This window comes from Phenylobacterium sp., assembly GCF_004799515.1.
Classification (GTDB): Bacteria; Pseudomonadota; Alphaproteobacteria; order Caulobacterales; family Caulobacteraceae; genus Phenylobacterium.
The window spans coordinates 1-22,048 of the sequence record NZ_SSMX01000019.1; the positions used below are offsets into that span (position 1 = coordinate 1).

General features: G+C 71.6%; 24 protein-coding genes and 1 tRNA gene. 15 read left to right on the top strand and 10 right to left on the bottom strand.

What is annotated here, in order from left to right; translation table 11 throughout:
- Window positions 1-210 precede the first annotated feature (210 nt).
- Window positions 211-1,089, top strand: coding sequence for a pirin family protein (locus E8A49_RS07285; RefSeq protein WP_293378304.1), 879 nt, complete (start codon window positions 211-213; stop codon window positions 1,087-1,089).
- 121 nt (window positions 1,090-1,210) lie between these two features.
- On the opposite strand, the gene E8A49_RS07290 is transcribed toward E8A49_RS07285, so the two are convergent.
- Together E8A49_RS07290 and E8A49_RS07295 are read right to left on the bottom strand one after the other, a co-directional pair.
- Window positions 1,211-1,972 carry an SDR family NAD(P)-dependent oxidoreductase gene (locus E8A49_RS07290; RefSeq protein WP_293378307.1) on the bottom strand — a complete coding sequence of 254 codons (762 nt, stop codon included), beginning with the start codon at window positions 1,970-1,972 and terminating at the stop codon, window positions 1,211-1,213.
- 48 nt (window positions 1,973-2,020) lie between these two features.
- Complete coding sequence (locus E8A49_RS07295) at window positions 2,021-2,146, bottom strand: hypothetical protein (protein WP_293378310.1); 126 nt, start codon at window positions 2,144-2,146, stop codon at window positions 2,021-2,023.
- 211 nt (window positions 2,147-2,357) lie between these two features.
- Between E8A49_RS07295 and E8A49_RS07300 the strand changes: the two genes are divergently transcribed.
- Window positions 2,358-2,636, top strand: coding sequence for a hypothetical protein (locus tag E8A49_RS07300; protein ID WP_293378313.1), 279 nt, complete (start codon window positions 2,358-2,360; stop codon window positions 2,634-2,636).
- A gap of 15 nt (window positions 2,637-2,651) precedes the next feature.
- A complete protein-coding gene (locus tag E8A49_RS07305) occupies window positions 2,652-2,807 on the top strand; it encodes a hypothetical protein (protein ID WP_293378316.1) in 156 nt (51 codons plus the stop codon).
- Here E8A49_RS07305 and E8A49_RS07310 read toward each other — a convergent pair.
- The gene (locus tag E8A49_RS07310) at window positions 2,804-3,691 is read right to left on the bottom strand and encodes a LysR family transcriptional regulator (RefSeq protein ID WP_293378319.1); all 888 of its coding nucleotides are present in this window, start codon (window positions 3,689-3,691) and stop codon (window positions 2,804-2,806) included. The two genes, E8A49_RS07305 and E8A49_RS07310, sit on opposite strands and share 4 nt — an antisense overlap.
- Window positions 3,692-3,787: 96 nt before the next feature.
- On the opposite strand from E8A49_RS07310, the gene E8A49_RS07315 reads away from it, so the two are divergent.
- Window positions 3,788-4,396, top strand: coding sequence for an NAD(P)H-dependent oxidoreductase (locus tag E8A49_RS07315; protein WP_293378322.1), 609 nt, complete (start codon window positions 3,788-3,790; stop codon window positions 4,394-4,396).
- An 8-nt stretch (window positions 4,397-4,404) separates the two neighbouring features.
- Here E8A49_RS07315 and E8A49_RS07320 read toward each other — a convergent pair whose 3' ends face one another.
- Window positions 4,405-5,325: a LysR family transcriptional regulator gene (locus tag E8A49_RS07320; protein ID WP_293378325.1), complete on the bottom strand. Its 921-nt coding sequence runs from the start codon at window positions 5,323-5,325 to the stop codon at window positions 4,405-4,407.
- A 190-nt stretch (window positions 5,326-5,515) separates the two neighbouring features.
- On the opposite strand from E8A49_RS07320, the gene E8A49_RS07325 reads away from it, so the two are divergent.
- Genes E8A49_RS07325 through E8A49_RS07375 form a run of 11 tightly spaced genes read left to right on the top strand, consistent with a single transcriptional unit; the run spans window position 5,516 to window position 17,356 of the window.
- The gene (locus tag E8A49_RS07325) at window positions 5,516-7,435 is read left to right on the top strand and encodes a methyl-accepting chemotaxis protein (RefSeq protein WP_293378328.1); all 1,920 of its coding nucleotides are present in this window, start codon (window positions 5,516-5,518) and stop codon (window positions 7,433-7,435) included.
- Window positions 7,428-8,954 (top strand): chemotaxis protein CheW, encoded by a 1,527-nt coding sequence (locus E8A49_RS07330; RefSeq protein WP_293378331.1) that lies wholly within the window; start codon window positions 7,428-7,430, stop codon window positions 8,952-8,954. The genes E8A49_RS07325 and E8A49_RS07330 overlap by 8 nt, the downstream gene beginning before the upstream one ends.
- Window positions 8,951-10,036: a chemotaxis-specific protein-glutamate methyltransferase CheB gene (cheB, locus tag E8A49_RS07335; RefSeq protein ID WP_293378334.1), complete on the top strand. Its 1,086-nt coding sequence runs from the start codon at window positions 8,951-8,953 to the stop codon at window positions 10,034-10,036. Before E8A49_RS07330 ends, cheB begins: the two co-directional genes overlap by 4 nt.
- Window position 10,037: 1 nt before the next feature.
- A complete protein-coding gene (locus E8A49_RS07340) occupies window positions 10,038-10,661 on the top strand; it encodes a HEAT repeat domain-containing protein (protein ID WP_293378337.1) in 624 nt (207 codons plus the stop codon).
- Window positions 10,654-11,502: a protein-glutamate O-methyltransferase CheR gene (locus tag E8A49_RS07345; RefSeq protein WP_293378340.1), complete on the top strand. Its 849-nt coding sequence runs from the start codon at window positions 10,654-10,656 to the stop codon at window positions 11,500-11,502. The genes E8A49_RS07340 and E8A49_RS07345 overlap by 8 nt, the downstream gene beginning before the upstream one ends.
- Window positions 11,495-11,884 (top strand): response regulator, encoded by a 390-nt coding sequence (locus E8A49_RS07350; RefSeq protein WP_293378342.1) that lies wholly within the window; start codon window positions 11,495-11,497, stop codon window positions 11,882-11,884. The genes E8A49_RS07345 and E8A49_RS07350 overlap by 8 nt, the downstream gene beginning before the upstream one ends.
- On the top strand, window positions 11,881-14,079 hold the full coding sequence (locus tag E8A49_RS07355; RefSeq protein ID WP_293378345.1) for a chemotaxis protein CheA: 2,199 nt from the start codon (window positions 11,881-11,883) through the stop codon (window positions 14,077-14,079). The genes E8A49_RS07350 and E8A49_RS07355 overlap by 4 nt, the downstream gene beginning before the upstream one ends.
- Window positions 14,076-14,318 carry a hypothetical protein gene (locus E8A49_RS07360; protein ID WP_293378348.1) on the top strand — a complete coding sequence of 81 codons (243 nt, stop codon included), beginning with the start codon at window positions 14,076-14,078 and terminating at the stop codon, window positions 14,316-14,318. Before E8A49_RS07355 ends, E8A49_RS07360 begins: the two co-directional genes overlap by 4 nt.
- A gap of 56 nt (window positions 14,319-14,374) precedes the next feature.
- On the top strand, window positions 14,375-14,755 hold the full coding sequence (locus E8A49_RS07365) for a response regulator (protein WP_293378351.1): 381 nt from the start codon (window positions 14,375-14,377) through the stop codon (window positions 14,753-14,755).
- On the top strand, window positions 14,755-15,420 hold the full coding sequence (locus E8A49_RS07370; RefSeq protein ID WP_293378354.1) for a chemotaxis protein CheC: 666 nt from the start codon (window positions 14,755-14,757) through the stop codon (window positions 15,418-15,420). The genes E8A49_RS07365 and E8A49_RS07370 overlap by 1 nt, the downstream gene beginning before the upstream one ends.
- Window positions 15,407-17,356, top strand: coding sequence for a PAS domain-containing sensor histidine kinase (locus E8A49_RS07375; RefSeq protein ID WP_293378357.1), 1,950 nt, complete (start codon window positions 15,407-15,409; stop codon window positions 17,354-17,356). Before E8A49_RS07370 ends, E8A49_RS07375 begins: the two co-directional genes overlap by 14 nt.
- Here E8A49_RS07375 and E8A49_RS07380 read toward each other — a convergent pair.
- The 6 genes from E8A49_RS07380 to E8A49_RS07405 form a co-directional block, all read right to left on the bottom strand.
- The gene (locus E8A49_RS07380) at window positions 17,353-17,607 is read right to left on the bottom strand and encodes a hypothetical protein (protein WP_293378359.1); all 255 of its coding nucleotides are present in this window, start codon (window positions 17,605-17,607) and stop codon (window positions 17,353-17,355) included. The two genes, E8A49_RS07375 and E8A49_RS07380, sit on opposite strands and share 4 nt — an antisense overlap.
- A 104-nt stretch (window positions 17,608-17,711) precedes the next feature.
- Window positions 17,712-18,224 (bottom strand): hemerythrin domain-containing protein, encoded by a 513-nt coding sequence (locus E8A49_RS07385; RefSeq protein WP_293378362.1) that lies wholly within the window; start codon window positions 18,222-18,224, stop codon window positions 17,712-17,714.
- Between the two features lie 41 nt (window positions 18,225-18,265).
- Window positions 18,266-18,511 (bottom strand): CsbD family protein, encoded by a 246-nt coding sequence (locus E8A49_RS07390; RefSeq protein WP_293378365.1) that lies wholly within the window; start codon window positions 18,509-18,511, stop codon window positions 18,266-18,268.
- 102 nt (window positions 18,512-18,613) lie between these two features.
- The gene (locus E8A49_RS07395; RefSeq protein ID WP_293378368.1) at window positions 18,614-19,444 is read right to left on the bottom strand and encodes an NAD(P)/FAD-dependent oxidoreductase; all 831 of its coding nucleotides are present in this window, start codon (window positions 19,442-19,444) and stop codon (window positions 18,614-18,616) included.
- Between the two features lie 11 nt (window positions 19,445-19,455).
- Window positions 19,456-21,609, bottom strand: a complete 2,154-nt coding sequence (locus E8A49_RS07400; RefSeq protein ID WP_293378371.1) for a catalase — start codon at window positions 21,607-21,609, stop codon at window positions 19,456-19,458.
- Between the two features lie 213 nt (window positions 21,610-21,822).
- A tRNA-Pro gene (locus E8A49_RS07405) sits at window positions 21,823-21,899 on the bottom strand.
- Window positions 21,900-22,048 lie beyond the last annotated feature (149 nt).

Sequence of the window (22,048 nt, forward strand, 5' to 3'; positions counted from 1 at the left end):
GGCCATGGACCGACGCTTACAACCTCACCCGACCCCACGCCGGCATCGCCGGCCTCACGCCCTGGGCCAGGGTGAACAACCTTCTTGGAAACGACACCTAGGCCGCAGCCGCCCCCTGCCGTCGCCAGGGGCGTCGGGCCGATCCCCAAGGCCCGGCGCCCTCATGGCGCTCAACATCCCCAGTCCACCATTTCCCCTCGGAGTCCCGCCATGTCCGTCGCCAACCTCTCATCATCTCCCACGCCCACGCCCACGCCCACGCCCACGCCCTCCGCCGCCGACCGGCGCGTGGTGTTCCGCAGCCGGGGCCGCAGCCACGGCTATATCACCCGCCTGATGAGCCCCGGCGACATCGGCGAGGTGCTGAAGCCTTTCGTGTTCCTCGACCTGTTCGACAACAGGGGCGACACCTTCCCGACCTTCGGCCTGCACCCTCACTCGGGCCTCGCGACCCTGACCTATGTGGCCGAGGGCAGCGTCAGCTACGAGGACACCAACGGCGCCACGGGCGTCCTGCGCGCCGGCGGCGTGGAGTGGATGCGCGCCGGCAAGGGCGTCTGGCACGCCGGCGGCGCAGGCGATCCCGGCCTGACCCGCGGCTTCCAGCTGTGGATCGCGCTGCCGCCGCACCTGGAGCTCGGCGAGTCGGAAAGCCTCTACCAGAGCGCCGCCGACATCCCGCAGGTGGGGCCGGCCCGGGTGCTGCTGGGCGAATTCGGCGGCGCCGCCAACGCCATCGCGCCACCCTCCGACATCACCTATCTCGCCGTCACCCTGAAGGCCGGCGAGACCTGGCGCTACGACCCGCCGGCCGGGCACACCGCGCTGTGGCTGGCCGTGGGCAAGGGGGCGGTCGCCGTCCCGGACGTCCTCGACCACGGCGAGATCGTGGTCTTCGACCGCGCGCCGGGCGGGATCAGCTTCACCGCCAAGGGCGACGCGGAGTTCGTGATCGGCTCGGCGGTCCCGCACCCGCACCCGCTGGCCCTCGGCTACTACTCGGTCCACACCTCGGCCGAGGCCCTCGAGGCCGGCGAGGCGCGCATCGAGGAGATCCGCGAGGGCCTGGCCGCCAAGGGCCGGCTCTAGGTCCCTGACCTCGTATCCCTGAAACGCCCCGGGGCCGGCGAGCCGCTGCTCAATAGCCTGGCCCCCGCCGGGGACCCGACCCCGGTGCTGGCGGCCTGACGGCGTCCGGCGGGAACCCGCCTCACCAGACCCTCATCCCGCCGTCGACCACGATGTCGACCCCGGTGACGTAGGAGCTCTCGTCGGAGGCCAGGAAGAGGGCGACGTTGGCGACTTCCTCGGGCTTGCCGAGCCGACCCAGCAGGGTCTTGCCCAGCATGTAGCCGGACCACTCCGGGTCCTTCAGCTGCTCGCGGGTCTGGTTGGTCTCGATGACGCCGGGCGAGATGGAGTTCACGCGGATCCCGTGATCAGCGCCCTCCATCGCCAGCTGGCGGGTCATGCCGATGATGCCCGCCTTGGCCGTCGTGTGGGCCAGGGAGGCGTGGCCCTTGAAGCTCAGGAGGGCGTTGAGCGAGGCGGTGTTCACCACCACGCCGTGGCTGGCCTTCAGGTGCGGCCAGGCCGCGCGCGTCAGGTAGAAGACCAGGTCGACCTCCTCGCGCCGGTTGCGGTCCCACTCCTCGTCGGAGATGTCCTCCAGCCAGTTGAAGGAGGCCATGGCGGCGTTGTTGAAGAGCACGTCGATGCGCCCGTAGGTCTCGATCGTCAGGTCGACCAGCGCCTGGGCGTCCGCGGACCTGGTGAGGTCGCAAGGCGCCATGGCCACCATCTGGCCGCCGGAGGCCCGGACCTCGGCGGCCAAGGCCCCGGTGGCGACCGGGTCCAGTCCGCTGGCGACGATCCGCGCGCCTTCGCGCGCGAAGGCCATGACGGCGGCGCGGCCGATGCTGCCGGTGGCGCCGGTGATGAGGGTGACCTTGCCGGCGAGGCGTCCGGACATGGGGATCGCTCCTGAGGATGCGGGTTGAGGAGGGCTCGGCGCGGGCCGTCAGCGGCCGTGCGCGACCAGGCTGGCGAGGAAGAGCAGGGCCCAGACGGCCAGCGACAGGACCGTCAAGCGGTTGAGCGCGCCGTGGGGGGTGATCGGCGGGCGGTTGGAAAGGTGTCCAGACATCTGCGGGACCTCCGTGAGGCGGGCGGGACGCTCGCCACGAGAGTCATCTGGGGCTGCCGGGCCGCTCTAGGCAGCGGCGGATTCCGCAACACAGGGTTTCGCCGGCGCCGCCGTCCGCCATCGGCGACAGACCGTTCCGCGAACCGCGCCTACTCGCCGCGCCGTGACGCCCACAGCTGTGCAGCATCACCCCGCCGCCAGGAGCACGATCATGAAAGTCCACCACATCGACCCCGCCGCCGTCGCCGCCGCCGTCCGGGCGCGCCAGCTGATGGCCGAGGCGCGGTCCGCCGCCTTCGACAACCTGACCGAGCTGGTCGCCGCCCTGGAAACCGCCCGCACCCTCTCAGACTCCGTCGCCGCCGGCGGCGAGCTCTATGGCGTGGGCCTGCGCGACCTCGCGAGCCGGCTCTCCGAAGACCTCCTGGGCCGCGGGCGCAGCCTGCAGGCCCTGGCCGACCGCGAACGCCGCGGCCTGCTGGCCCACTGAACGGGAGCCCGGCCGATGGTCCACTCCATGCCCCACATCGTGATCTCCGTGGTCAGCCTGGTCGTCGTCATCGTCATGGCGGCGGTGGGGACGCGGCCCCATCAGATGTACGCCGACAGCTGGCGCGAGCCGGCGGCGGCCGTCGCAACCGCGCAGATCCCCTCGCGCTAGAGGCGGATGCCGCTGCGTTCGCCGAACCGCTCGATCAGCAGGTCGGTCAGGACGCGGACCTTGCGCGGCACATGCTCGCCGGGCGGGCGCACCACATAGAGCCCGCCCTCCGGCGAGGGATAATCAGGCAGCACCTCGACCAGGGCGCCCGACGCCAGATGGGCGGCGCCCAGGAAATCCGGAGCGAGGAAGACGCCCAGCCCTTTGAGGGCGGCGGCCATCGAGGCCTCGCCATTGTCGGCCGAGAACCGCGCCCTCGGCCGCACGGTCACAAACTCAGCCCCGTCGCGCAGGCGCCATTCGCCGCGCTGGGCGATGATCGCATCATGATCGTGCAGATCGGCCGGCGTCTTCGGCGCGCCGGCGCGCGCCAGGTAGTCGGGGCTGGCCACCAGCCGGCCGTGGACGGGCGCGATGCGCCGCGCCACCAGGCTGGAGTCCGCCAGGTAGCCCAGGCGCACCGCCACGTCGAAGCCCTCGCCAACCAGGTCGACGAAGCGGTCCGCATAGGCCGCGTGGATGTGCAGCCGCGGATGCTGCAGGGCGAGGTCGGCCAGCACGGGCGCCAGATGCGTCGGCCCGAAGGACAGCGGCGCCGCGATCCTCAGGCGTCCGCGCACCTCGCCGTCCGGGGAAATCGCCTCCTGCGCGGCGTCAAGCTCGCTCACCACCCGCGCCGCGTGCTCGCGGAACACCACGCCCGCCTCCGTCAGCACCGCCCCACGCGTGGTGCGCGACAGGAGCTGGGCCCCCAGCGCCGACTCCAGGCGGGTGAGCTGGCGGCTGACGATGGACTTCGACAGGCCAAGGCGGCGCGCGGCGGGGGTGACACCCCCCGCCTCGGCCACTTCCAGGAAGGTCCTCAGGTCGTCGGTGTCGATCATCGGCGTTCCGGTTTCGGCGACGCGGCGGGGCGGAAGGCGAAGCTACTTCGCCGTCCGCGGCAGCGCCAGTTGTGGGAAGAACAAGGAGCTTCCCTCATGTCCCTACTGGTCCTCAAGAGCTCGCCCACCGGCCCCATGTCGGTGTCCAACACCCTCGTCAACGAGATCGTCGCGCGCCACCGCGAGCTCGATCCCGGCGTCGCGGTGACCGAGCGCAACCTCGACGCCGAGCCGCTGCCGCACCTGACCGCGATGAACGTGGACGGGGTGCGCGCGCACGCGGTCACCGACACCGAGATCGAAGCGCGCGAGGTCTCCGACCGGCTGATCGCCGAGCTGTTCGCCGCCGACACCCTGGTGATCGGCGCCCCGATGCACAACTTCAGCATCCCCACCACCCTGCGCGCTTGGTTCGACCATGTGCTGCGGCCCAGGGTGACCTTCGGCTACTCCGAGACCGGCCCGAAGGGGCTGGTGACCGGCAAGCGGGCGATCCTGGCCCTGGCCCGGGGCGGCCCCTACGTCGAAGGCCAGCCCGACCACCAGGAATCCTACCTGCGCGAGCTGCTGGCCTTCATCGGCGTCACCGAGGTGGACGTCGTCCACGCCGGAGGGACCGCCTTCGGCCCGGAGGCGCGCGCCGCCTCCATCGCCGAGGCCCAGACCGCGATCGCCAGCCTCGTCGGCCGGCGCCTGGCGGCCTGAGCGCCGCGCTAGGTCCCGGCCGGCGCCCGTGAGCGGCGCGACGACAGCTTCTCGGCGACGAAGTCGCTGAGGGCGTCGACGCGTTTGGGCCGCCGGCCGCCGGGCGGGGTGACCCAGTGCACGGCGCCGCCGCTGACCTTCCAGTCGGGCAGCACGATCTCCAGCTGGCCGTCGTCCAGGGCGTCGCGGATGATGAAGTCGGGCAGGATGCCGAGGCCGCTGCCGGCGACCAGCAGCGGCATCATCGCGTCCCCATTGTTGACCCTCAGGGGCCCGGTCGGGCGCACCGTCGCGGTGTCGCCCTGCCCGTGGCTGAAGTGCCAGGTGTCGCCGACCGTGGAGGCATAGCCGATGCAGCGGTGCTCCGTCAGGCGCAGCGGGTGGCTGGGCCGCCCGTGCCGCGCCAGGTAGCTCGGGGCGGCCACCAGGTAGCGCGGCACGGGCGCCAGGGTCCGCGCCAACAGCGAGGAGTCCGGCAGGCTGGCGATGCGGATGGCGGCGTCGTAGCCCTCGCCAATCAGGTCCACGTGGGCGTCGCTCAGGTGCAGGTCGATGGAGACCTCGGGATAGCGCTCCAGGAATTCCGGCAGGATCGGCGCGATCCGCAGGACTCCGAAGGACATAGGCGCCGCCAGCCGGATATGGCCGCGGGGCGACGCCGCGTTGGCGATGCCCTCGGCCTCGGCGGCTTCCCCTTCCGACAGGATGTGGGCCGCCCGCTCGGCGAGCTGCTTGCCGGCCTCGGTCAGCGACAGCCGCCGCGAGGTGCGGTTGAACAGCCGCGCCCCGAACTTGGCTTCCAGGCGGCTGACCGCCTTGGACACCGTCGCCTTCGAGAGCTGCAGCTCCGCGGCCGCCCGCGCGAAGGACTGCATCTGCAGGACCTTGGCGAAGATCGCCAGGCCCTCGAAATCCGGCAGTTTCGACATGCTAAATTCCGCAACGATCAGATGGTGTGATTTCTATTTCTGATCCACGGGCCTGTCGATAGGCCGCAATGGAGGCAGACGGCTCCAGGCCGTCGCTTCAGCCGTTTCGAAAGGGGCGCAATGGGTTACAACTGACGCCGCACGCTCACTGGGGCCTCGGCCCGGACGCCGGTCACTTGTTGGGAAGCCCATGGCCCTGGTCAAAACCTCGAAGATCGCCGCCGGCTCCGGAGCCCCGAAGGCGTCGGCTCCGGAGGCTCCGGCGGCCGCCGTCAAGCCGGCGGCGCGCAGCGGGGCGCCGCTGAGCAAGGACAAGCTGTCCGAGCGGATCGCGGCGGCCACGGAGGAGATGGCCTCGGGCCTGGCGGAGGCGTCCGCGGCGGCGGAGGAGCTTCGCCGCTCCATGGAGCAGATCGCCAGCGGAGCCGAGGAGGCCGCGGGCGGGTCACAGGAACAGGTCGTCTCCATCGGCAGCGCGCTCGCCGCCCTGGTCTCGGCCCGCGGACAGGCCGACGCCTCGCGCCGGCGCACCGAGGCGGTGCAGCTGGTGCTGGCCGAGACCGCGGTCCAGATCACCACCTCGGTGCGGGCCATCGAGCGCAACGCCGAACGGCAGACCGCGTCCGTCGAGCTGATCGCCGAGCTGGAGCGGCGCGCCCGGGACATCGGCGAGATCACCCGGACGGTCAGCCGCATCTCCGACCAGACCAACCTCCTGGCGCTGAACGCCGCCATCGAGGCGGCGCGGGCGGGGGACCACGGCCGCGGCTTCGCGGTGGTGGCCGAGGAGGTCCGGGCGCTGGCGGAGACCTCGGAGAAGAGCGCCCAGAACGTCCAGGGGCTGGCCGAAGCGATCCAGACCGACGTGCGCGGTGTGATCGAGACCGTGAAGGCCTCGGCCGACAACGCGGTCACCGAGGCCCGGGCCGGCGCGGCGGTGGTGGCGGCCCTGGGCGCGATCCGCGACGACCTCGCCCGCGTCGCCGAGGGCGCCCAGGGGACCCTGACGGCGGCCCTGGAGGCGGAGCGGGCGGCGCAGGAGGCGCAGCGCGGCGCCGAGCTGGTGGCCAGCGCCGCCGAGGAGCAGTCCGCCGGCGCCAGCGAGGCCCAGTCGGCGATCCAGCAGCAGGCGCAGTCGCTCGAACAGGGCCAGATCGCGGCCCAGGCCCTGGCCACGGTGGCCGAAGGCCTCAGGTCCGGCAGCGTCGACGCGGCCGCCGCCGAACAGATCGCCGCGACGGCGGAGGAGCTGTCGGCGACCATCCAGGAGCTTTCCAGCGCCGCCAGCCAGATCATGGCGGCGGTGGAGCAGATCAATCGCGGGTCGCAACAGCAGGCGGCGGCGACCCAGGAGACTTCTGCGGCGCTCGCCCACATCGAGACCAGCGCGCGGACCGCCCAGTCCAACGCCGCCACCGCCGACGAACGCGTCGGCGCCACCGCCGCGGCCCTTAGGGAAAGCCGCGCGGCGGTCGAAGGCCTGGTCCTGGGGGTCGCCAAGGCGCTGGCCGAAACCCGCGGCAGCCTGGAAACCATCGGCCGGCTGGAGGCCGTCGGCCGGCAGATCTCGGCCAATGTCGACGACATCACCCTGGTGGCCGTCCAGACCAGCATGCTGGCGGTCAGCGGCTCGGTGGAAGCCGCGCGGGCCGGGGACTCCGGCCGCGGCTTCGCGGTGGTCTCCAGCGACATCCGGGCGCTGGCGCGGGAGTCATCGGAGAGCGTCGGCCGCATCAAGTCGACGGTCACCGGCATCCTCGACCAGATCGCCACCCTGCGCCGCGACATCGAGCAGGCGATCGGCCAGGCGGAGGTCGAGACCCAGAACAACCGGGCGATCATCGTCTCGCTGGAAAAGCTCGACGAGGACATCGCCGCGCTCACGACCGCCAACCGCACGATCAGCGAAGGCGCGGCCGCCATCCTCGCCGCCGCCGTCCAGACCGCGGCCGGCGCGCGCCAGATCGCCGCCGCCGCCGAGGAGGCCGGCGCGGCCTCCCGCGAGGCGGCCACCGCCTCCAGCCAGCAGGCGCGCGGCGCCGAGGACCTCGCCGCCGCCATCGAGGAGATCGCCTCCCTGGCCGACGAGCTGAAGGCGTCGCATGGCTGACGCCAAACCTGCTGCGGATAGCGACGGGACGGCGCGGCGCTTCCTGACCTTCCGGATGGGCGAGCGCCTCTACGCTATCGCCGCCGAGCAGGTCGCCGAGGTGATCCGCACGCCGCAGGTGGCGCGCGTGCCGCAGGGCCCGAAGAGCTTGCTGGGCCTCGCCAACCTGCGGGGCGCGGTCCTGCCCATCGCCAGCCTGCGCGGCCTGCTCGGCCAGGAGGAGGCCGTGGGCGGCGCGGCGGGCCGGGCGATCGTGCTGGAGGGCGATGCGCCCGTCGGCCTCGCGGTCGACGCCGTCGACGCCCTGGTGACGGTGGACGCCGGCAGGATCGAGACGCGCCAGGCGGAGCTCGCGGCCCTGGCCGGCGAGCGCCTGTCGGGCGCCTTCCAGCCGGACGGCCGCTCGGACGTCGCCAAGGTCCTCGACATCAGGACCCTGATCGCGGCGGCCTTTGTCCAGCGTCCGCGCGAGGCGCGCGCCACGGTCGCGGCCGATGCGCTCGCCGGCGCCGGCGTGGCGGCGGACGAGGCCGGCGATCGCCGCAAGCTGGTGACCTTCGACGTCGCCGGCCAGGAGTTCGCACTGGCGCTGGAGGCGGTCCGGGAGATCGTGCCCGCGCCGGAAAGCCTCGCGCAGGTTCCCCGCAGCGAGGCGCTGGTGCTGGGCGTGATGGCCTACCGCGAGACCCTGCTGCCGCTCCTGTCCCTGCGCGGCCTGCTGGGCTTTCCGGCCCGGGAGGGCGACGGGAGCCGCGAGAAGGTGGCGGTCACGGCGGTCGGCGGGGTGCTGGTCGGCCTGGTCGCCGACCGGATGCGCGACATCATCTCGGCCGACCCGGCGCTGATCGAGCCGACGCCGGCGATGCTGGCCGCGCGCACCGGCGGCGAGACGCAGATCGCCGCGATCTACCGCGGCGAAGGCGGGGCGCGGCTGGTCTCCATCCTCGCGCCCGATCAGCTGTTCCGGGAGGACGTCATGGCGAGGTTGGGCCAGGCCGGCGAGACCGCCCCCGCGGCCGAGATGGCGGCGGAGGGCGCCGGCGAGATACGGCAGTTCCTGGTCTTCCAGCTGGGTGGCGACGAGTTCGCCCTGCCCATCGAGGCGGTGGACGAGGTGGCCCGCGCGCCCGAGGGGGTCACCCGCCTGCCGAAGACCCCGGCCTTCCTGGAAGGGGTGATCAACCTGCGCGGCGAGGTCCTGCCGGTGGTGGACCAGCGTCGACGCTTCGACATGCCCCCGGCGCCGAACCCCGACGCGCGCCGGCTGATCGTGGTGCGCACCGAGCGCCATCGCGCGGGCCTGATCGTCGACGCGGTCTCCGAGGTGCTGCGCAGCCCGGCTGAGGCCATCGAACCCGCGCCGGACCTGGCCGGCGAGATCACTCGCCTGGTGCATGGCGTTATCAACATCGAGGCGGCCGGCCGGATGATCATGCTGCTCGACCCGGCGGAGCTGCTGACCCGCGCCGAGCGGGGTCTGCTCGACGCGTTCCAGGAGACGGGACAGGCGCCGGCGTGATCAAGGTCCTGGTGGTCGACGACTCCGCCCTCGCGCGCAAGCTGCTGGCCCAGGTGTTCGCGGCCGAGGCGGACTTCGAGGTCCAGGTGGCCCGCGACGGTTTCGAAGCCCTGGAACAGCTGAAGGCCTTCCAGCCGGACGTCGTCACCCTGGACATCCACATGCCGCAGATGGACGGCCTGGCCTGCCTCGACCGGATCATGATCGAGCGGCCGACGCGGGTGGTGATGGTCTCGACCCAGACGGCCGAGGGGGCGGAGACGACGCTGAAGGCCCTGCAGCTCGGCGCCATCGACTTCATCGCCAAGCCGGGGGGCGCGATGTCGCTGCGCATCGGCGAAGTCGCCCCAGAGCTGGTCCAGAAGGTCCGGGCGGCGGCCGGCGCCAAGCTGCGTTCGAGCCTGCGGCTGAAGGACCGCGTCCGTCACCGGATCGGCGGCGGCGTGTCGCCCGCGCGCCGCCCAGCGCCCGACGCGCCGGCGGGGACGAACGCGCCCGCGGTGGCGGCGACCGGCGACGGGCTGGTGCTGCTGGGGATCTCGACCGGCGGGCCGCCGGCGCTCGAAGCCCTCTTGTCCGCCTTGCCGGCGGATTTCCCGTGGCCGATCCTGGTGGCCCAGCACATGCCGGCGACCTTCACCGGGCCGCTGGCCCGGCGTCTCGACGGCCTCTGCGCGATCGGCGTGAAGGAGGTCGTGCGCCCAACCTTGCTGGAGCCGGGATGCGTCTACATCGGCCGTGGCGACGCCGATCTCGTCGTCTCGCGCCGGCCCGCGGGGCTTACCGCGCTGGCCGCCCCGCCGCTGGACTATCCCTGGCATCCGAGCACCGACCGGCTGGTGCGCACGGCGATGGAACAGGTTGCCCCTAGCCAGCTTATAGGGGTGCTGATGACCGGCATGGGCGACGATGGGGCGGCCGCCATGACAGACCTTCACGCCAGGGGCGGGCGCACGATCGCCGAGGCCGCGGAAACCGCGGTCGTCTGGGGCATGCCCGGCGAGCTGGTGAAGGCCGGCGGCGCCGACGCCGTCCTGCCGCTGGACAAGATCGCCACTCATCTGCGGAAGATGGTCCCCTAGCATGCCGCTGATCCGTAAAGGCGGCGACGCGCCCGCGCCCACCGGCGGCGATGAGCCCGCCGGGAAGCTGCGGAGCACGAGCCCCGACGAGCGCTGGGCCGCGGCGCGCGCGCTCTCCGGCCGGCCCGAGGCCTTGGCTTCGCTCACCGCCGCCCTAGCGACCGAGCAGGACCCGCGCGTCCGCGAAGCCCTGCTGACCGGCCTCGCGCGGATCGGCACGCCGCAGGGCGCCGCGGCGATCGTCCCGCTCATCCGCTCCGACGACGCCAGCCTGCGCACCGGGGCGATCGACGCGCTGCGGGTGATGCCGGCCGCGGCGCTGGCGGGCCCCCTCGACAGCCTGCTGAGCGACCCCGAGACGGATGTGCGCATCCTCGCCTGCGACCTGGCGCGCGCGCTGCCGGCGCCGCAGGCGACCCGTCTGCTCTGCGGCCTCCTGGCCCGTGAGCCCGAGGCCAACGTCTGCGCCGCGGCGGCGGACGTGCTGGCCGAGTGCGGCGAGCCCGACGCCCTGCCGGCCCTGGCCGCCTGCGCCGAGCGCTTCGTCCAAGTGCCGTTCCTGGTCTTCGCCCTCAGGGTCGCGGGCGACCGCATCCGCGCCCAGACGCCGGTCCAAGATGGCTGACGCCCAGCCGGTCACCGAGGAGGAGCTCCGCCGGCTTTCGGAGTTCCTGTACCGGCGCACCGGCATGATCTTCACCGAGACCAAGCGCTACTACGTCCAGCGCCGGATCACCGACCGCATGGAGGCCACCGGCGCGACCTCCTTTGCCAGCTATTTCGCCCGCTTGCGCAGCGACGCCGCCGGCGAGGTCGAGCAGTTCATCAACGCCTTCACCGTCAACGAGACCTACTTCTACCGCGAGGACCACCAGCTCCGCTGCCTGACGCAGGACCTGCTGGCCGAGCGCGTCGAGCGCCGGCCGCGCGACCGGGCGATCCGCATCTGGTCTGTCCCCTGCTCGACGGGCGAAGAGCCCTATTCGATCGCGCTCTGGCTGCTGGAGAACTGGGCCCAGGTCGACGCCTACGACATTGAGATCGTGGGCTCCGACATCGACACCCGCGCCCTCAAGGCCGCCAGCGAGGGCGTGTTCGGCAAGCGCGCGCTGATGCGCCTCAGCCCGGAGCTGATCGGCCGCTACTTCGAGGAGCTCGGGGACGAGCAGTGGCGGATCCTGGACGACATCCGGGGCTCGGTCCGCTTCACCGCGGCGAACCTGGTGGAGACCGCCGAGACCCGGCCGCACGGTCAGTTCGATGTCATCTTCTGCCGGAACGTGCTGATCTACTTCGATGACGCCTCGCGCCGGGTGGCGGCGGAAAACCTCTACGAGAACCTCGCGCCCGGCGGCTTCATCTGCCTGGGGCACACCGAATCCATGAGCCGGATCTCGCCGCTCTTCGAGGTGCGCCGGTTCGACGACGCCATCGTCTATCAGCGGCCGCGGGCGGCCCATGGCTGAGGCCTCATCCAAGCGCGTGCTGGTGGTCGACGACGCCAGCCTGGTGCGCCTCTACTACCGCGACGCCCTCGAGCGCGCGGGCTATCAGGTGGACGAGGCGCTGAACGGCCTTGAGGCGCTGGAGAAGCTGCACGCGGCGCCGGCCGACCTGCTGATCGTCGACGTGAACATGCCGCAGATGGACGGCTTCACCTTCCTGAAGGTGCTGCGCCGCCAGGCCCTGCCGGTGGCGGCCATCCCGGCCCTGGTGATCAGCACCGAGGCCGGCGCGCAGGACCGCGAGGCCGCGCGCCAGGCGGGCGGCAACTTCTATCTGGTCAAGCCGGTCAGCCAGGAGACTCTGGTCGAGTACGCCGCCATGTTCTGCGGGGCGGCGCCGTGAACGAGTTCGTCGAACAGTTCCTGATCGAATGCCGCGAGCTGATCGAGCAGGCGACCGACGACCTCCTGACCCTGGAGGGCCGGCCGGACGACGCCGAGCGGCTGGACGGTGCGTTCCGGGCCTTCCACACCCTGAAGGGCGCTGCGGGGATCGTCGACTTCGACGCCATGGGCCGCGCCCTGCACGCCGCCGAAGAGGTGCTGTCCTCGCTGCGCGCCGGCGCCGAGCCGGTGACGCCGGAGCTGATCAGCGACTGCCTGACCTGCCTGGACCAGGTGGTCCAGTGGCTCGACGCCATGCAGGCCGACGGTGAGATCCCGGCCGGCGCCGACGCCGCAGCCGAGGCGGTGATCCAGCGGTTCCGGCGCGCGGGCCCGGCAGCCGTTGCGACGCCGCGGGCGCCGGCCGCCTGGCGCGACGCTCTGATCGCGCGGCATCCTGAGGCCGCGGCCGCCATCGTCCTGCGCTACGCGCCTGGTCCGGACGCCTTCTTGCGCGGCCAGGACCCCTTGGCCCTGCTCGCCGGCGTGCCGGACTTGCGGGTGCTGGAGATCGAGGACGGCCCGGCCTGGCCGCCGCTCGAGGCGTTGGACCCCTTCGCCTGCCGCCTGGTGTTCCTGGCCCTGGCGGGCTGTTCGGCGGAGCAGGCGCGCGCGGCGCTGGGTGCGGCGCCGGGCGAGGTCGAGATCCTGGCGCTCGGCGCGGCGGCCCCAGAGGCGGCCAGCGGCCTGTCCGCCACGGCCCGGGCGGTGATCGAAGCGCAGCTGTTGCTGTTGGAAAACGCCGAGGCCGAGGGCCTGGCCGGCCGCATGGGATCGGCCGGCGGCGCAGTCGCCAACATCCTGCGCTGGGCGGGCCGGCCCGCCGCCGCCGCCGGGGTGGAGCGCGCCCTGGCGCAGAGCCAGGCGGCCGGCGGGCCGCAGAGCCTGTCCGTCGCCGTCGGGCGCGTCCTGGCCGGTGAGGCGATCGAGGACGCGGCGCCCGCGGGACCGCAGCCGGCCGAGCGGACCCCCGCCGAGGCGGCGGCGCGGACGCTGCGGGTCGACGTCGAGCGGATCGACGCCCTGGTCAACCTGACCGGCGAGCTGCTGGTGGCGAAGAACGCGCTCGGCCATGCCGTGTCGCAGGCGCAGGGCCGCTTGGATACGGCGGCCCTGGCGGCCCTGTTGAAGGACCAGCACGCGGTTCTGCACCGCCTGGTGGACGACCTGCAACGCTCGGTGCTCAGCATCCGCGTGCTGCAGATGCGCCAAGTGTTCCAGCGCTTCCCGCGGCTGGTGCGCGAGATGGTGGTGACGCTCGGCAAGCCCGCGCACCTGGTCACCGAGGGCGACGAGACGGAGGCCGACAAAACCATCGTCGAAAGCCTGTTCGAGCCCCTGTTGCACGTACTGCGCAACGCTTTGGACCACGGCGTCGAGAGCCCGGCGGCGCGCGCGGCGGCCGGCAAGCCGCCCGCCGCGACCATCACCCTGCGCGCCCGCCGGCTGAACGACAATGTCATCGTCGAGGTGGAGGACGACGGGGCGGGCGTCGACCTGGCCCGCGTCCGCGCGGTGGCCGCCCAGCGCGGCGTCGCCTCGCCCGAGGCGCTCGCGGCCATGTCCGACCCTGAAGTTGTCGACCTGGTCTTCGCCGCCGGCTTCTCGACCGCGACCCAGGTCACCAGCCTCTCGGGACGCGGGGTCGGCATGGACGCCGTGCGCGCCGCGGCCGAACGGCTGGGCGGTCGAGTGACCATGGAGAGCCGCGCGGGCGCCGGCGCGACGGTGCGCTTCATCCTGCCCTTCGCCGTCCTGATGAGCCGGATCCTGACCGTCGAGGCCGGCGGCCAGCTCTTCGGCATCCCGCTCGAGGCGGTGCTGGAGACCGTGCGGGTGGCGCGCGGCGACATCAAGCCGGTCGGCGCGTCGCGGGCCTTCGTCCTGCGCCATCGGACGGTTCCGGTCATCGACCTCGGCCAGACCCTGGGCGCCCGGCCGGACCCCGCCGCGACGGACGAGGCCAATATCGTGGTCGTCTCCGCTGGCGGCCACCTGGGAGGTCTGGAAGTCGACAGACTCGGCGCCCGGCTTGATGTCATGCTGAAGCCGATGGAAGGCCTTCTCTCCGGCTTGGCCGGGATCGCCGGAACCACTCTGCTCGGCGACGGACGTGTCCTCCTCGTTCTGGACCTGCAGGAATTGCTCGGATGACGGTTCGGCTTGCGGATGGCGGTGTCGTGGAACTGGTGGGACATTGCCCGAGCGAAGACGCAGAGACCCTGCTGGCGGAGCTGATCGCCCGGCCGGATGCGCGGGTCGACTGGCGGGCGTGCGAGAGCGCTCACACGGCGGTTATCCAGGTCCTGATCGCTGCAAACGTCACGCCTGCCGGGCCGCCGGCGGACGGCTTTCTAGCGAATAGGGTGGAGCCGCTGCTCAACCGGCGCTAGCGTCGTTCGGTGTCGACAGGGACGGGCGGCAGAAGCCGGCCAAATCGTGAGGTTAGATGGCGTACAAGATCCTTATCGTCGACGACAGCAAGCTTGCCCGGATGGCCGTGGCCAAGGCGCTGAACAGCCTGCGTCCGGACTGGACGCGCATCGAAGCCACCAACGCCGACGAAGCCCTGACGCTGGCCAGGCAATCCGACATCAACGTGGCGCTGCTGGATTTCAACATGCCGGGCCGCGACGGCCTCAGCCTCGCCGCCGAGATCCGTGACCTCGACCCGCGGATCGCGCTCGCCCTGATCTCGGCCAATGTGCAGCAGGAGATCCTCGACCGGGCGGCCAAGGTCGGCGCCGCCTTCCTCGCCAAGCCGCTCACGGAAGCCGCCCTGGGCGCGTTCCTGGCAAAGGCCGAAACACAGTTGGAATCCACGTCCTAGTGAACCCGCACCCGCCTACGGTCCTGACGGAACTCGAACTCGACGCGCTCACTGAGCTTGTCAACATCGGCGTCAGCCGCGCGGCCGCCAGCCTACGCGAGATGGTCGGCCGTCAGGAGGTGATCCTGTCGGTGCCCAACGTCGTGGTGGTGAGCCGCACCGAGGCCATCGCGCTGCTGAGCAAGCAGGAGTCGAACCGCCTGGTCGCCGTCCACCAGGTGTTCGAGGGCGACATCACCGGCCGGGCCCTGCTGATCTTCCCGGAGACCAACAGCCTGGAGCTGGTCCGCGCGGTGACCGGCGGAGAGCTTTCGCTCGAGGACATCCTGGAGCTGGAGCAGGAGGCCCTGGCCGAGACCGGCAATGTCATCCTGAACGGCTGCCTGGCGACCATCGCCAACATGCTGCAGCGCAGCCTGAAGATGTCCCTGCCGGAAATCCTGCGCGGGCAGGGGCCTGAGTTCTTCGAACTGGAGCCGCCGCCCGAGGCCGGCGACGTGGTGCTGTTCCTCTACATCAACTTCGCGGTCCACGAGCGCGACATCCGCGGCTACATCGCCATGTTAATGGACATGCCGTCGCTCTCAGCGCTGAAGCACCTGCTGGGTGAGTTCATCGAGCGGGAGACCGGTCAATCCGCGGCGCATCCCGATGCGACAGCTTGAGACCGACCTCGCCAAGGCGACCTTAGACGGGCTCGACATCGGCCTGATCGTGCTGACCGACGATCACCGCGTCCTGAGCTGGAACAGCTGGATGACCTCGGCCAGCGGCGTCGAACTCGACGCGGCCGAAGGCCGGACGCTGGCGGAGATCTTCCCCAACGCGCGGCTGCACCGGCTGCGCTCGGCGGTGCAGCAGGCGCTCGATTCCGGCGCCTCCAGCCTACTGACCCATTCGCTGCACCGCGACCTCTTCCCGCTGAAGACCCGGACCGCGCGGCCGATGGTCTACAACGTCGCGGTGCGGCCCATCGGCGACAAGCCCTACCAGCGCTGCATCGTGCAGATCTCCGACGTGACCCTGGCCTCCGAGCGGGAGCGCGTGCTGCGCGAGCGGCAGAACGCCCGCTACGACGCGGTGGTGGCGAGCGCGCCGGACGCCATCATCACCTTCGACGCGGAGGGTTCGGTCCAGCTCGCCAACCCGGCGGCGGCGCGGCAATTCGGCTTCGACGCCGCGGAGATGACGGGCCGGTCCATCGACACCCTGCTTGGCGAGGACGAGGCCTGGACCGCGGGCTGGCGCACGATGGTCGCCGGCGGCTCGGTTCACTGGCCGCTCGAGCTGGCGGTCCGCCGCAAGGACGGCTCGACCACCTTCGTCGACGCGTCGGCCTCGCTCTGGGTCAGCGGATCACGCGCCTTCCTCACCGCGATCTTCCGCGATGTGAACGAGCGGCGGGACGCCGAGGCGAAGCTGCGGCGCCTGAACGAGACGCTGGAGGAGCGGGTCAGCGAGCGGACGGCGGACCTGGAGCGGCTGCACGAACAGCTTCGGCAATCCCAGAAGATGGAGGCGGTCGGGCAGCTGACCGGCGGCATCGCCCACGACTTCAACAACCTCCTGACGCCGATCCTGGGCGGACTGGACATCCTGCAGCGGCGCGGGGTCGGCGACGAGCGCGGCCAGCGCCTGATCGACGGCGCGCTGCAGTCCGCCGAGCGGGCCCGGGTGCTGGTCCAGCGGCTGCTCGCCTTCGCCCGGCGCCAGCCGCTGCAGGCCTCCGCCGTCGACATCCGCAACATCGTGGCGGAGATGAGCGACCTGATCGGCGGGACCCTCGGCCCCAGCATCCGGATCGTGCTCGACATAGCCAAGGACATGCCGCCGGCCATGGCCGATCCCAACCAGCTGGAGATGGCGCTGCTGAACCTGGCGGTGAACGCCCGCGACGCGATGGCCGACGGAGGGATCCTGACCATCAGCGCGCGGGCCGCCGAGGTCGGCGCCGGACGCAAACTGGCCCCTGGCCGATATATCCGCCTGGCCGTCTCGGACACCGGCAGCGGCATGGACGCCCAGGTCCTGGCGCGCGCGGTCGAGCCGTTCTTCTCCACCAAGGGGATCGGCAAGGGCACGGGCCTGGGCCTGTCGATGATCCATGGCCTCGCCGCCCAACTGGGCGGGACGCTGGAGCTGGCCAGCACGGTCGGCGTGGGCACGACGGTCGAGATGTGGATTCCGGAAGCCAAGAGCGACGCCGTCGCGGCGCCGATCCGCGAGGCGGAGGGCGAGCTGGCGGCCGGAGTCGGCACGGTGCTGCTGGTGGACGACGAAGAGGTCATCCGCACCACCACCGCCCAGATGCTGGCCGACATGGGCTATGCGGTCATCGAGGCGTCCTCGGCGAACGAGGCCCTGTCGCATCTCGGGGATTCGCGGATCGAACTGCTGATCACCGACCACCTGATGCCGGGCATGAGCGGCACCGAGCTCGCCCGCGAGGCGCAGTCCCAGCGGCCAGGCCTGCCGATCCTGATCATCTCCGGCTTCGCCGAGGTGGAGGATATCGCGCCCGACCTGCCGCGGCTCATGAAGCCCTTCCGGGCCGTGGAGCTGGCGGCGGGCCTGGCCTCGCTGGCGCCGCCGGAGCGCTAGGGCGCCGGGTGATGGCCGGTGGCGGGTGAGGCCGTGGCGACCAGATCGAGGATGTAGAGGATCAAGCCGCGGTTGTCGGTGACGGTGAGGCGGAAGCTTTCGGTGGACCAGAAGCCCGCGGGGTCCTCCTTCACCATTTCCCCCAGAACCAGGACGGCTTGCGTGCGCGCCGCCTCATGGTCCGGCAGCTCCGTGCCTTCCTCGTCGGGATAGTGGCGACCATCTTCTGTGTGGAAATAATACCGAGCCATGCGGCCCTAAGCCCCGGCCGGGGCGGACGTTCCGGTCCTGAAACACGGCTTGCGAAATTACAGGTGCAAAGTCGAACGGAGCGCCTTCGCGGTCGTTCGGGAACCTAGCTGTGCTCGGCGATGTAGGCCTTCGGGTCCTTGTCGACGGGCTTCACCCCGGTGACGTGCTCGGCCTCGAAGGCCGCGAACCGGACGGCGAGGTCGTGACGCACCTTGAGGGACGCCTGGCGGCGGAAGTCCGTGAGGCCCTCGCGCTCCTCCTCCGCCATATGATCGCCGTTCGCCTCGTTGGCGTCGGAGACCGCCTCGCGCCAGGCCGCCGTGCCGACCCGATGGCCTGCGACCGCGGCGACAGCGTCGCGGATCTCGTTGTGGTCCTTGATCGCGTCCTTGGTCTCCGACGCCGCGCTGGCCTTGCCGCCCGCGCCCTCGCCGAGCTTCAGGAGGGCCGGGTAGAAGAGCTTTTCCTCGGCTTCGGCGTGGACCTCCAGGAAGGTCGCCAGACGGCCCCAGACCGCGGCCAGGCTCGCGACGTCGCCATCGTCGATCTGGTCGAGGATCGCGAACAGCCGGCGCTGCTCATGGTGGTCGTCGAGGATGAGTTGGGTGATGTCCACGCGGACCTCCTGGTTGGATCGGAGCCAGCCCTGGGTGGGGCTCAGTGCGATTTGGTCGCGTCGTGGAAGGTGTCCTTCACGTCGCCGACGACGTTCTTCACGCCGCCTTCGACCTCGTCCTTCTTGCCGTCGTGCTTCAGCTTGTCGCTGCCGGTCAGGTCGCCCGCCGCCGACTCCAGATGGCCCGTCGCCTTCTGCACCGAGCCGTCGCCGTTGTGCTTCGAACACGCGCCGAGCAGGGCCGCGGCGGCCAAGAGACCCACGGCGGCGGACAGGCGGATTTTCATGGTGTGGGGCCCTCAAGCCGATGTCGCGGCGTCGCCGCGGGATATGGTCGAGCTTGAAAGCCGCCGGCGGCGATCTGGTTCCGCGACCAGGCGCGGCCGCCGCTACGGGGCCTGGCCGCGCAAACGGTTGTGCATGGCTGTGGCGGCGATGGCGGCTTCGCCGGTGGCCACGGAGATCTGGTTCAGGCCGCGCACGACGTCGCCGGCCGCGTAGAGACCCTCGACCGAGGTCATCTGATGGGGGTCGACGGTCAGGTTCCCGCTGTCGTCGCACCGTGCGCCGCAGCGGACCGCGAGTTCCGTCTGCGGTTCGCAGCCCAGGGCCAGGTAGAGGTGGTCGAAGACCTGGGGCGCCGCGTCGCCGGACGGGGTCCAGCGGACGGCGGCCGTGTCGAAGCTCAGGCGTCCGTCGCCGCTCCCGATCACCGTGACGTCGTCCGAATAGGTCCGCAGGAATGCCGCCTCGCGCTGGGCGAGACCGCCGTCGCCGAGGACGGCGATGCGCTTGCCGGTGGCTTCATAGGCGTCGCAGATCGGGCACATCCGCACGACGCTGCGGCACACCGCCGCCTCGATCCCCGGCAGCTCCGGCATGCGGTCGCGCACGCCGGTGGCCAGCAGCACTGCCGGCGCCCGGATCGTGCGAGCCCCGGTGGAGATCTCGAAGCCCTCGGCGGCGGGCGTCAGGGTCCTGACCAGGGCCTCGCGGATGTGCACGCCGAACGCGTGGGCCTGCTCGGTGAGGCGCGCGAGGAGGTCGGTGCCGCCAACCCCGTGGGGAAAGCCCGGGGTGTTGTGGCTCTCCGGAATCCAGCTCGCCCGCGAGGGGCCGGCGCCCAGCACCAGCACCCGGCGGCGGAAGCGCGCCAGGTAGATGGCGGCCGTCAGCCCGGCGGGACCGGCGCCGACGACCACCGCATCGCATGGCTCCATGTCCGGAGCCGCTAGGCCAGCATGCGGACGCTGGGCTCGCGCGCCCATTGCCGCGTCCGCGCCGGCGGCAGGAAGGCCTCGGCCCCGCTGCCGTCCTTGGCCGCCAGGTCCACGACGCCCGCGTCGGCGACCACGCCCGCCTTGTCCAGCAGCGGCTGGGCCGCGGCCGTGAAGCCGATGGCCTTCAGGTGCACGAAGGCGTTGTGGACGAAGTCGACGCCGGCGCTGTCGTTCATCAGCTGGGCGCAGCCGTCGGCGGAGATGACCAGGGCCACGGCGTCGAAGACCACCGACGGGGTCCCGGCGAGCTGGCCATCGGCCGCCAGGGTTTTGCCGCCCTTCAGGGTGACGCCGCCCACCTTGGGGGCCACGATCTTGACGGTGGCGCCCTCGGCCTCGGCGGCCTTGCGGACCGCCTTCACCACAGCCCCATCGGCGCCGTCGGTGACCAGGATACCCACCGCGCGGCCCATCAGGGTCTCGGGATATTTGCCGACGATCCGCAGGGCCGGCGACAGCTCCAGGTCCTGCGGCGTGGCGGCGGCGGCGTTCTTGGGCGGCAGGGGAACATTGAGGCCGGCGGCCACGCGCTGGGCGAGGTCGGCGTCGACGTTCTGCAGGTTGCCCAGCACCCTCGCGCGGACGTGGTCGAAGCTGCACTTCGAGAGCTCGAAGACCAGGGCGCTGGCCAGGTGCGCCTGCTCGATCTCGGTCTGGGAGCGGTAGAAGAGGCGCGCCTGGCTGTAGTGGTCGGCGAAGCTCTCGGCGCGCAGGCGGACCTTGGCCCCTTCGACCGCCACCGGCGCGGTGCGGAAGCCGCCCTTCGGATCCTCGCGCGGCCCCTCGATCTCTCCCGCCTCGTCCAGGCTGTTGGGCTCGTAGTTGGCCCGGCCCTGCGGCAGGTGGGTCTGCATGTGGCCGTCGCGCTGGAAGTTCTGGAAGGGACAGCCCTTGGCCTGGTTGATCGGAATCTGGTGGAAGTTGACCGTGCCCAGCCGCGACAGCTGGGTGTCCTGATAGGAGAACAGCCGGCCCTGCAGCAGCGGGTCTTCCGAGACGTCGATGCCCGGCGGCATGTTGGTGGGCAGGAAGGCGGCCTGCTCGGTCTCGGCGAAGAAGTTGTCCGGGTTGCGGTCCAGCACCATGCGCCCGACGAACTCGATCGGATGCAGCTCCTCCGGGATCAGCTTGGTCGCGTCGAGGATGTCGAAGGGGAGCGCATCGGCCTCAGCCTGGCTCAACGCCTGGACGCCGAACTCCCATTCCGGGAAGGCGCCGGAGGCGATGGCCTCGTGCAGGTCGCGGCGGTGGAAGTCCGGATCGGCGCCGGCGATCTTCACCGCCTCATCCCAGCACGTGGATTGCGTGCCGAGCTTCGGCCGCCAGTGGAATTTGACGAAGGTGGCTTCGTCATTGTCGTTCAGCAGGCGGAAGGTGTTGACCCCGAAGCCCTCCATCATCCGCAAGGACCGCGGGATGGCGCGGTCGGACATCGCCCACATGATCATGTGGGTGGCCTCCGGCATCAGGCCGATGAAGTCCCAGAAGGTGTCGTGCGCGCTGGCCGCCTGCGGATAGCCGCGGTCGGCCTCCATCTTCACCGCGTGGATCAGGTCGGGGAACTTGATGGCGTCCTGGATGAAGAAGACCGGGATGTTGTTGCCGACCAGGTCCCAGTTGCCCTCGCGGGTATAGAGTTTGACCGCGAAGCCGCGCACGTCGCGCGGGGTGTCCACCGAGCCTGCGCCGCCGGCGACGGTGGAGAAGCGGGCGAAGACCTCGGTCCGGCGGCCGACCTCGGTCAGCACCTTGGCGCGGGTGTAGCGGGCCAGCGACTTGGTCAGCTCGAAGTAGCCATGGGCCGCCGAGCCGCGGGCGTGGACGATCCGCTCCGGGATGCGCTCATGGTCGAAGTGCTGGATCTTCTCGCGCAGGACGAAGTCCTCGAGCAGAGAGGGGCCGCGCGGGCCGGCCTTCAGCGAGTTCTGGTTGTCGCTGACCGGAACGCCGTGATTGGTGGTGATGCGGTCGTCGGCCGCGGTGGCGGTCTGGTGGGTCTCGCCGCCGGCGGGCCGGGTCGCGGTCAGCGCCTTCGCGGCGGAGGTCTTGCCGGTCTTGGAAGCGGACTTCGGCGCGCGCGCCGGCGCGTCCTTGGATTTGGCCATCTTATGGGTCCCCGGTCGGCAGGTTGAACAATCTCTGACGCCTCAACGCGGGGCGGCGCCTTTCGTCCGGCGGGTCCGAACTTTATTTCGCGGCGGCGTGAGGGTGCGCGGCCGCGAAACCGGCTGTCGCGGAGCCGCGATCCGGCGCTAACGGGCGGAATTTCCGCGCTTAATGCTGGGGGATGGTGTCCGCCGGGCCGGCGGCGGGAAGAATGGTCGGAGTGGCAGGATTTGAACCTGCGACCCCCGCGTCCCGAACGCGGTGCTCTACCAGACTGAGCCACACTCCGACTTTGGAGGGCGCCTTATAGAGGAGGGGTTGGAGCCCCGCAAGGCGGCCTTGGGGACGTCCGGATGCGACACTTGCGAGACGTTGCATCCGGGGGGCTCCTGCGCTATCTCGACGCCTCCCCGCGGGCAGGGCTCGCGGCCATTCCTG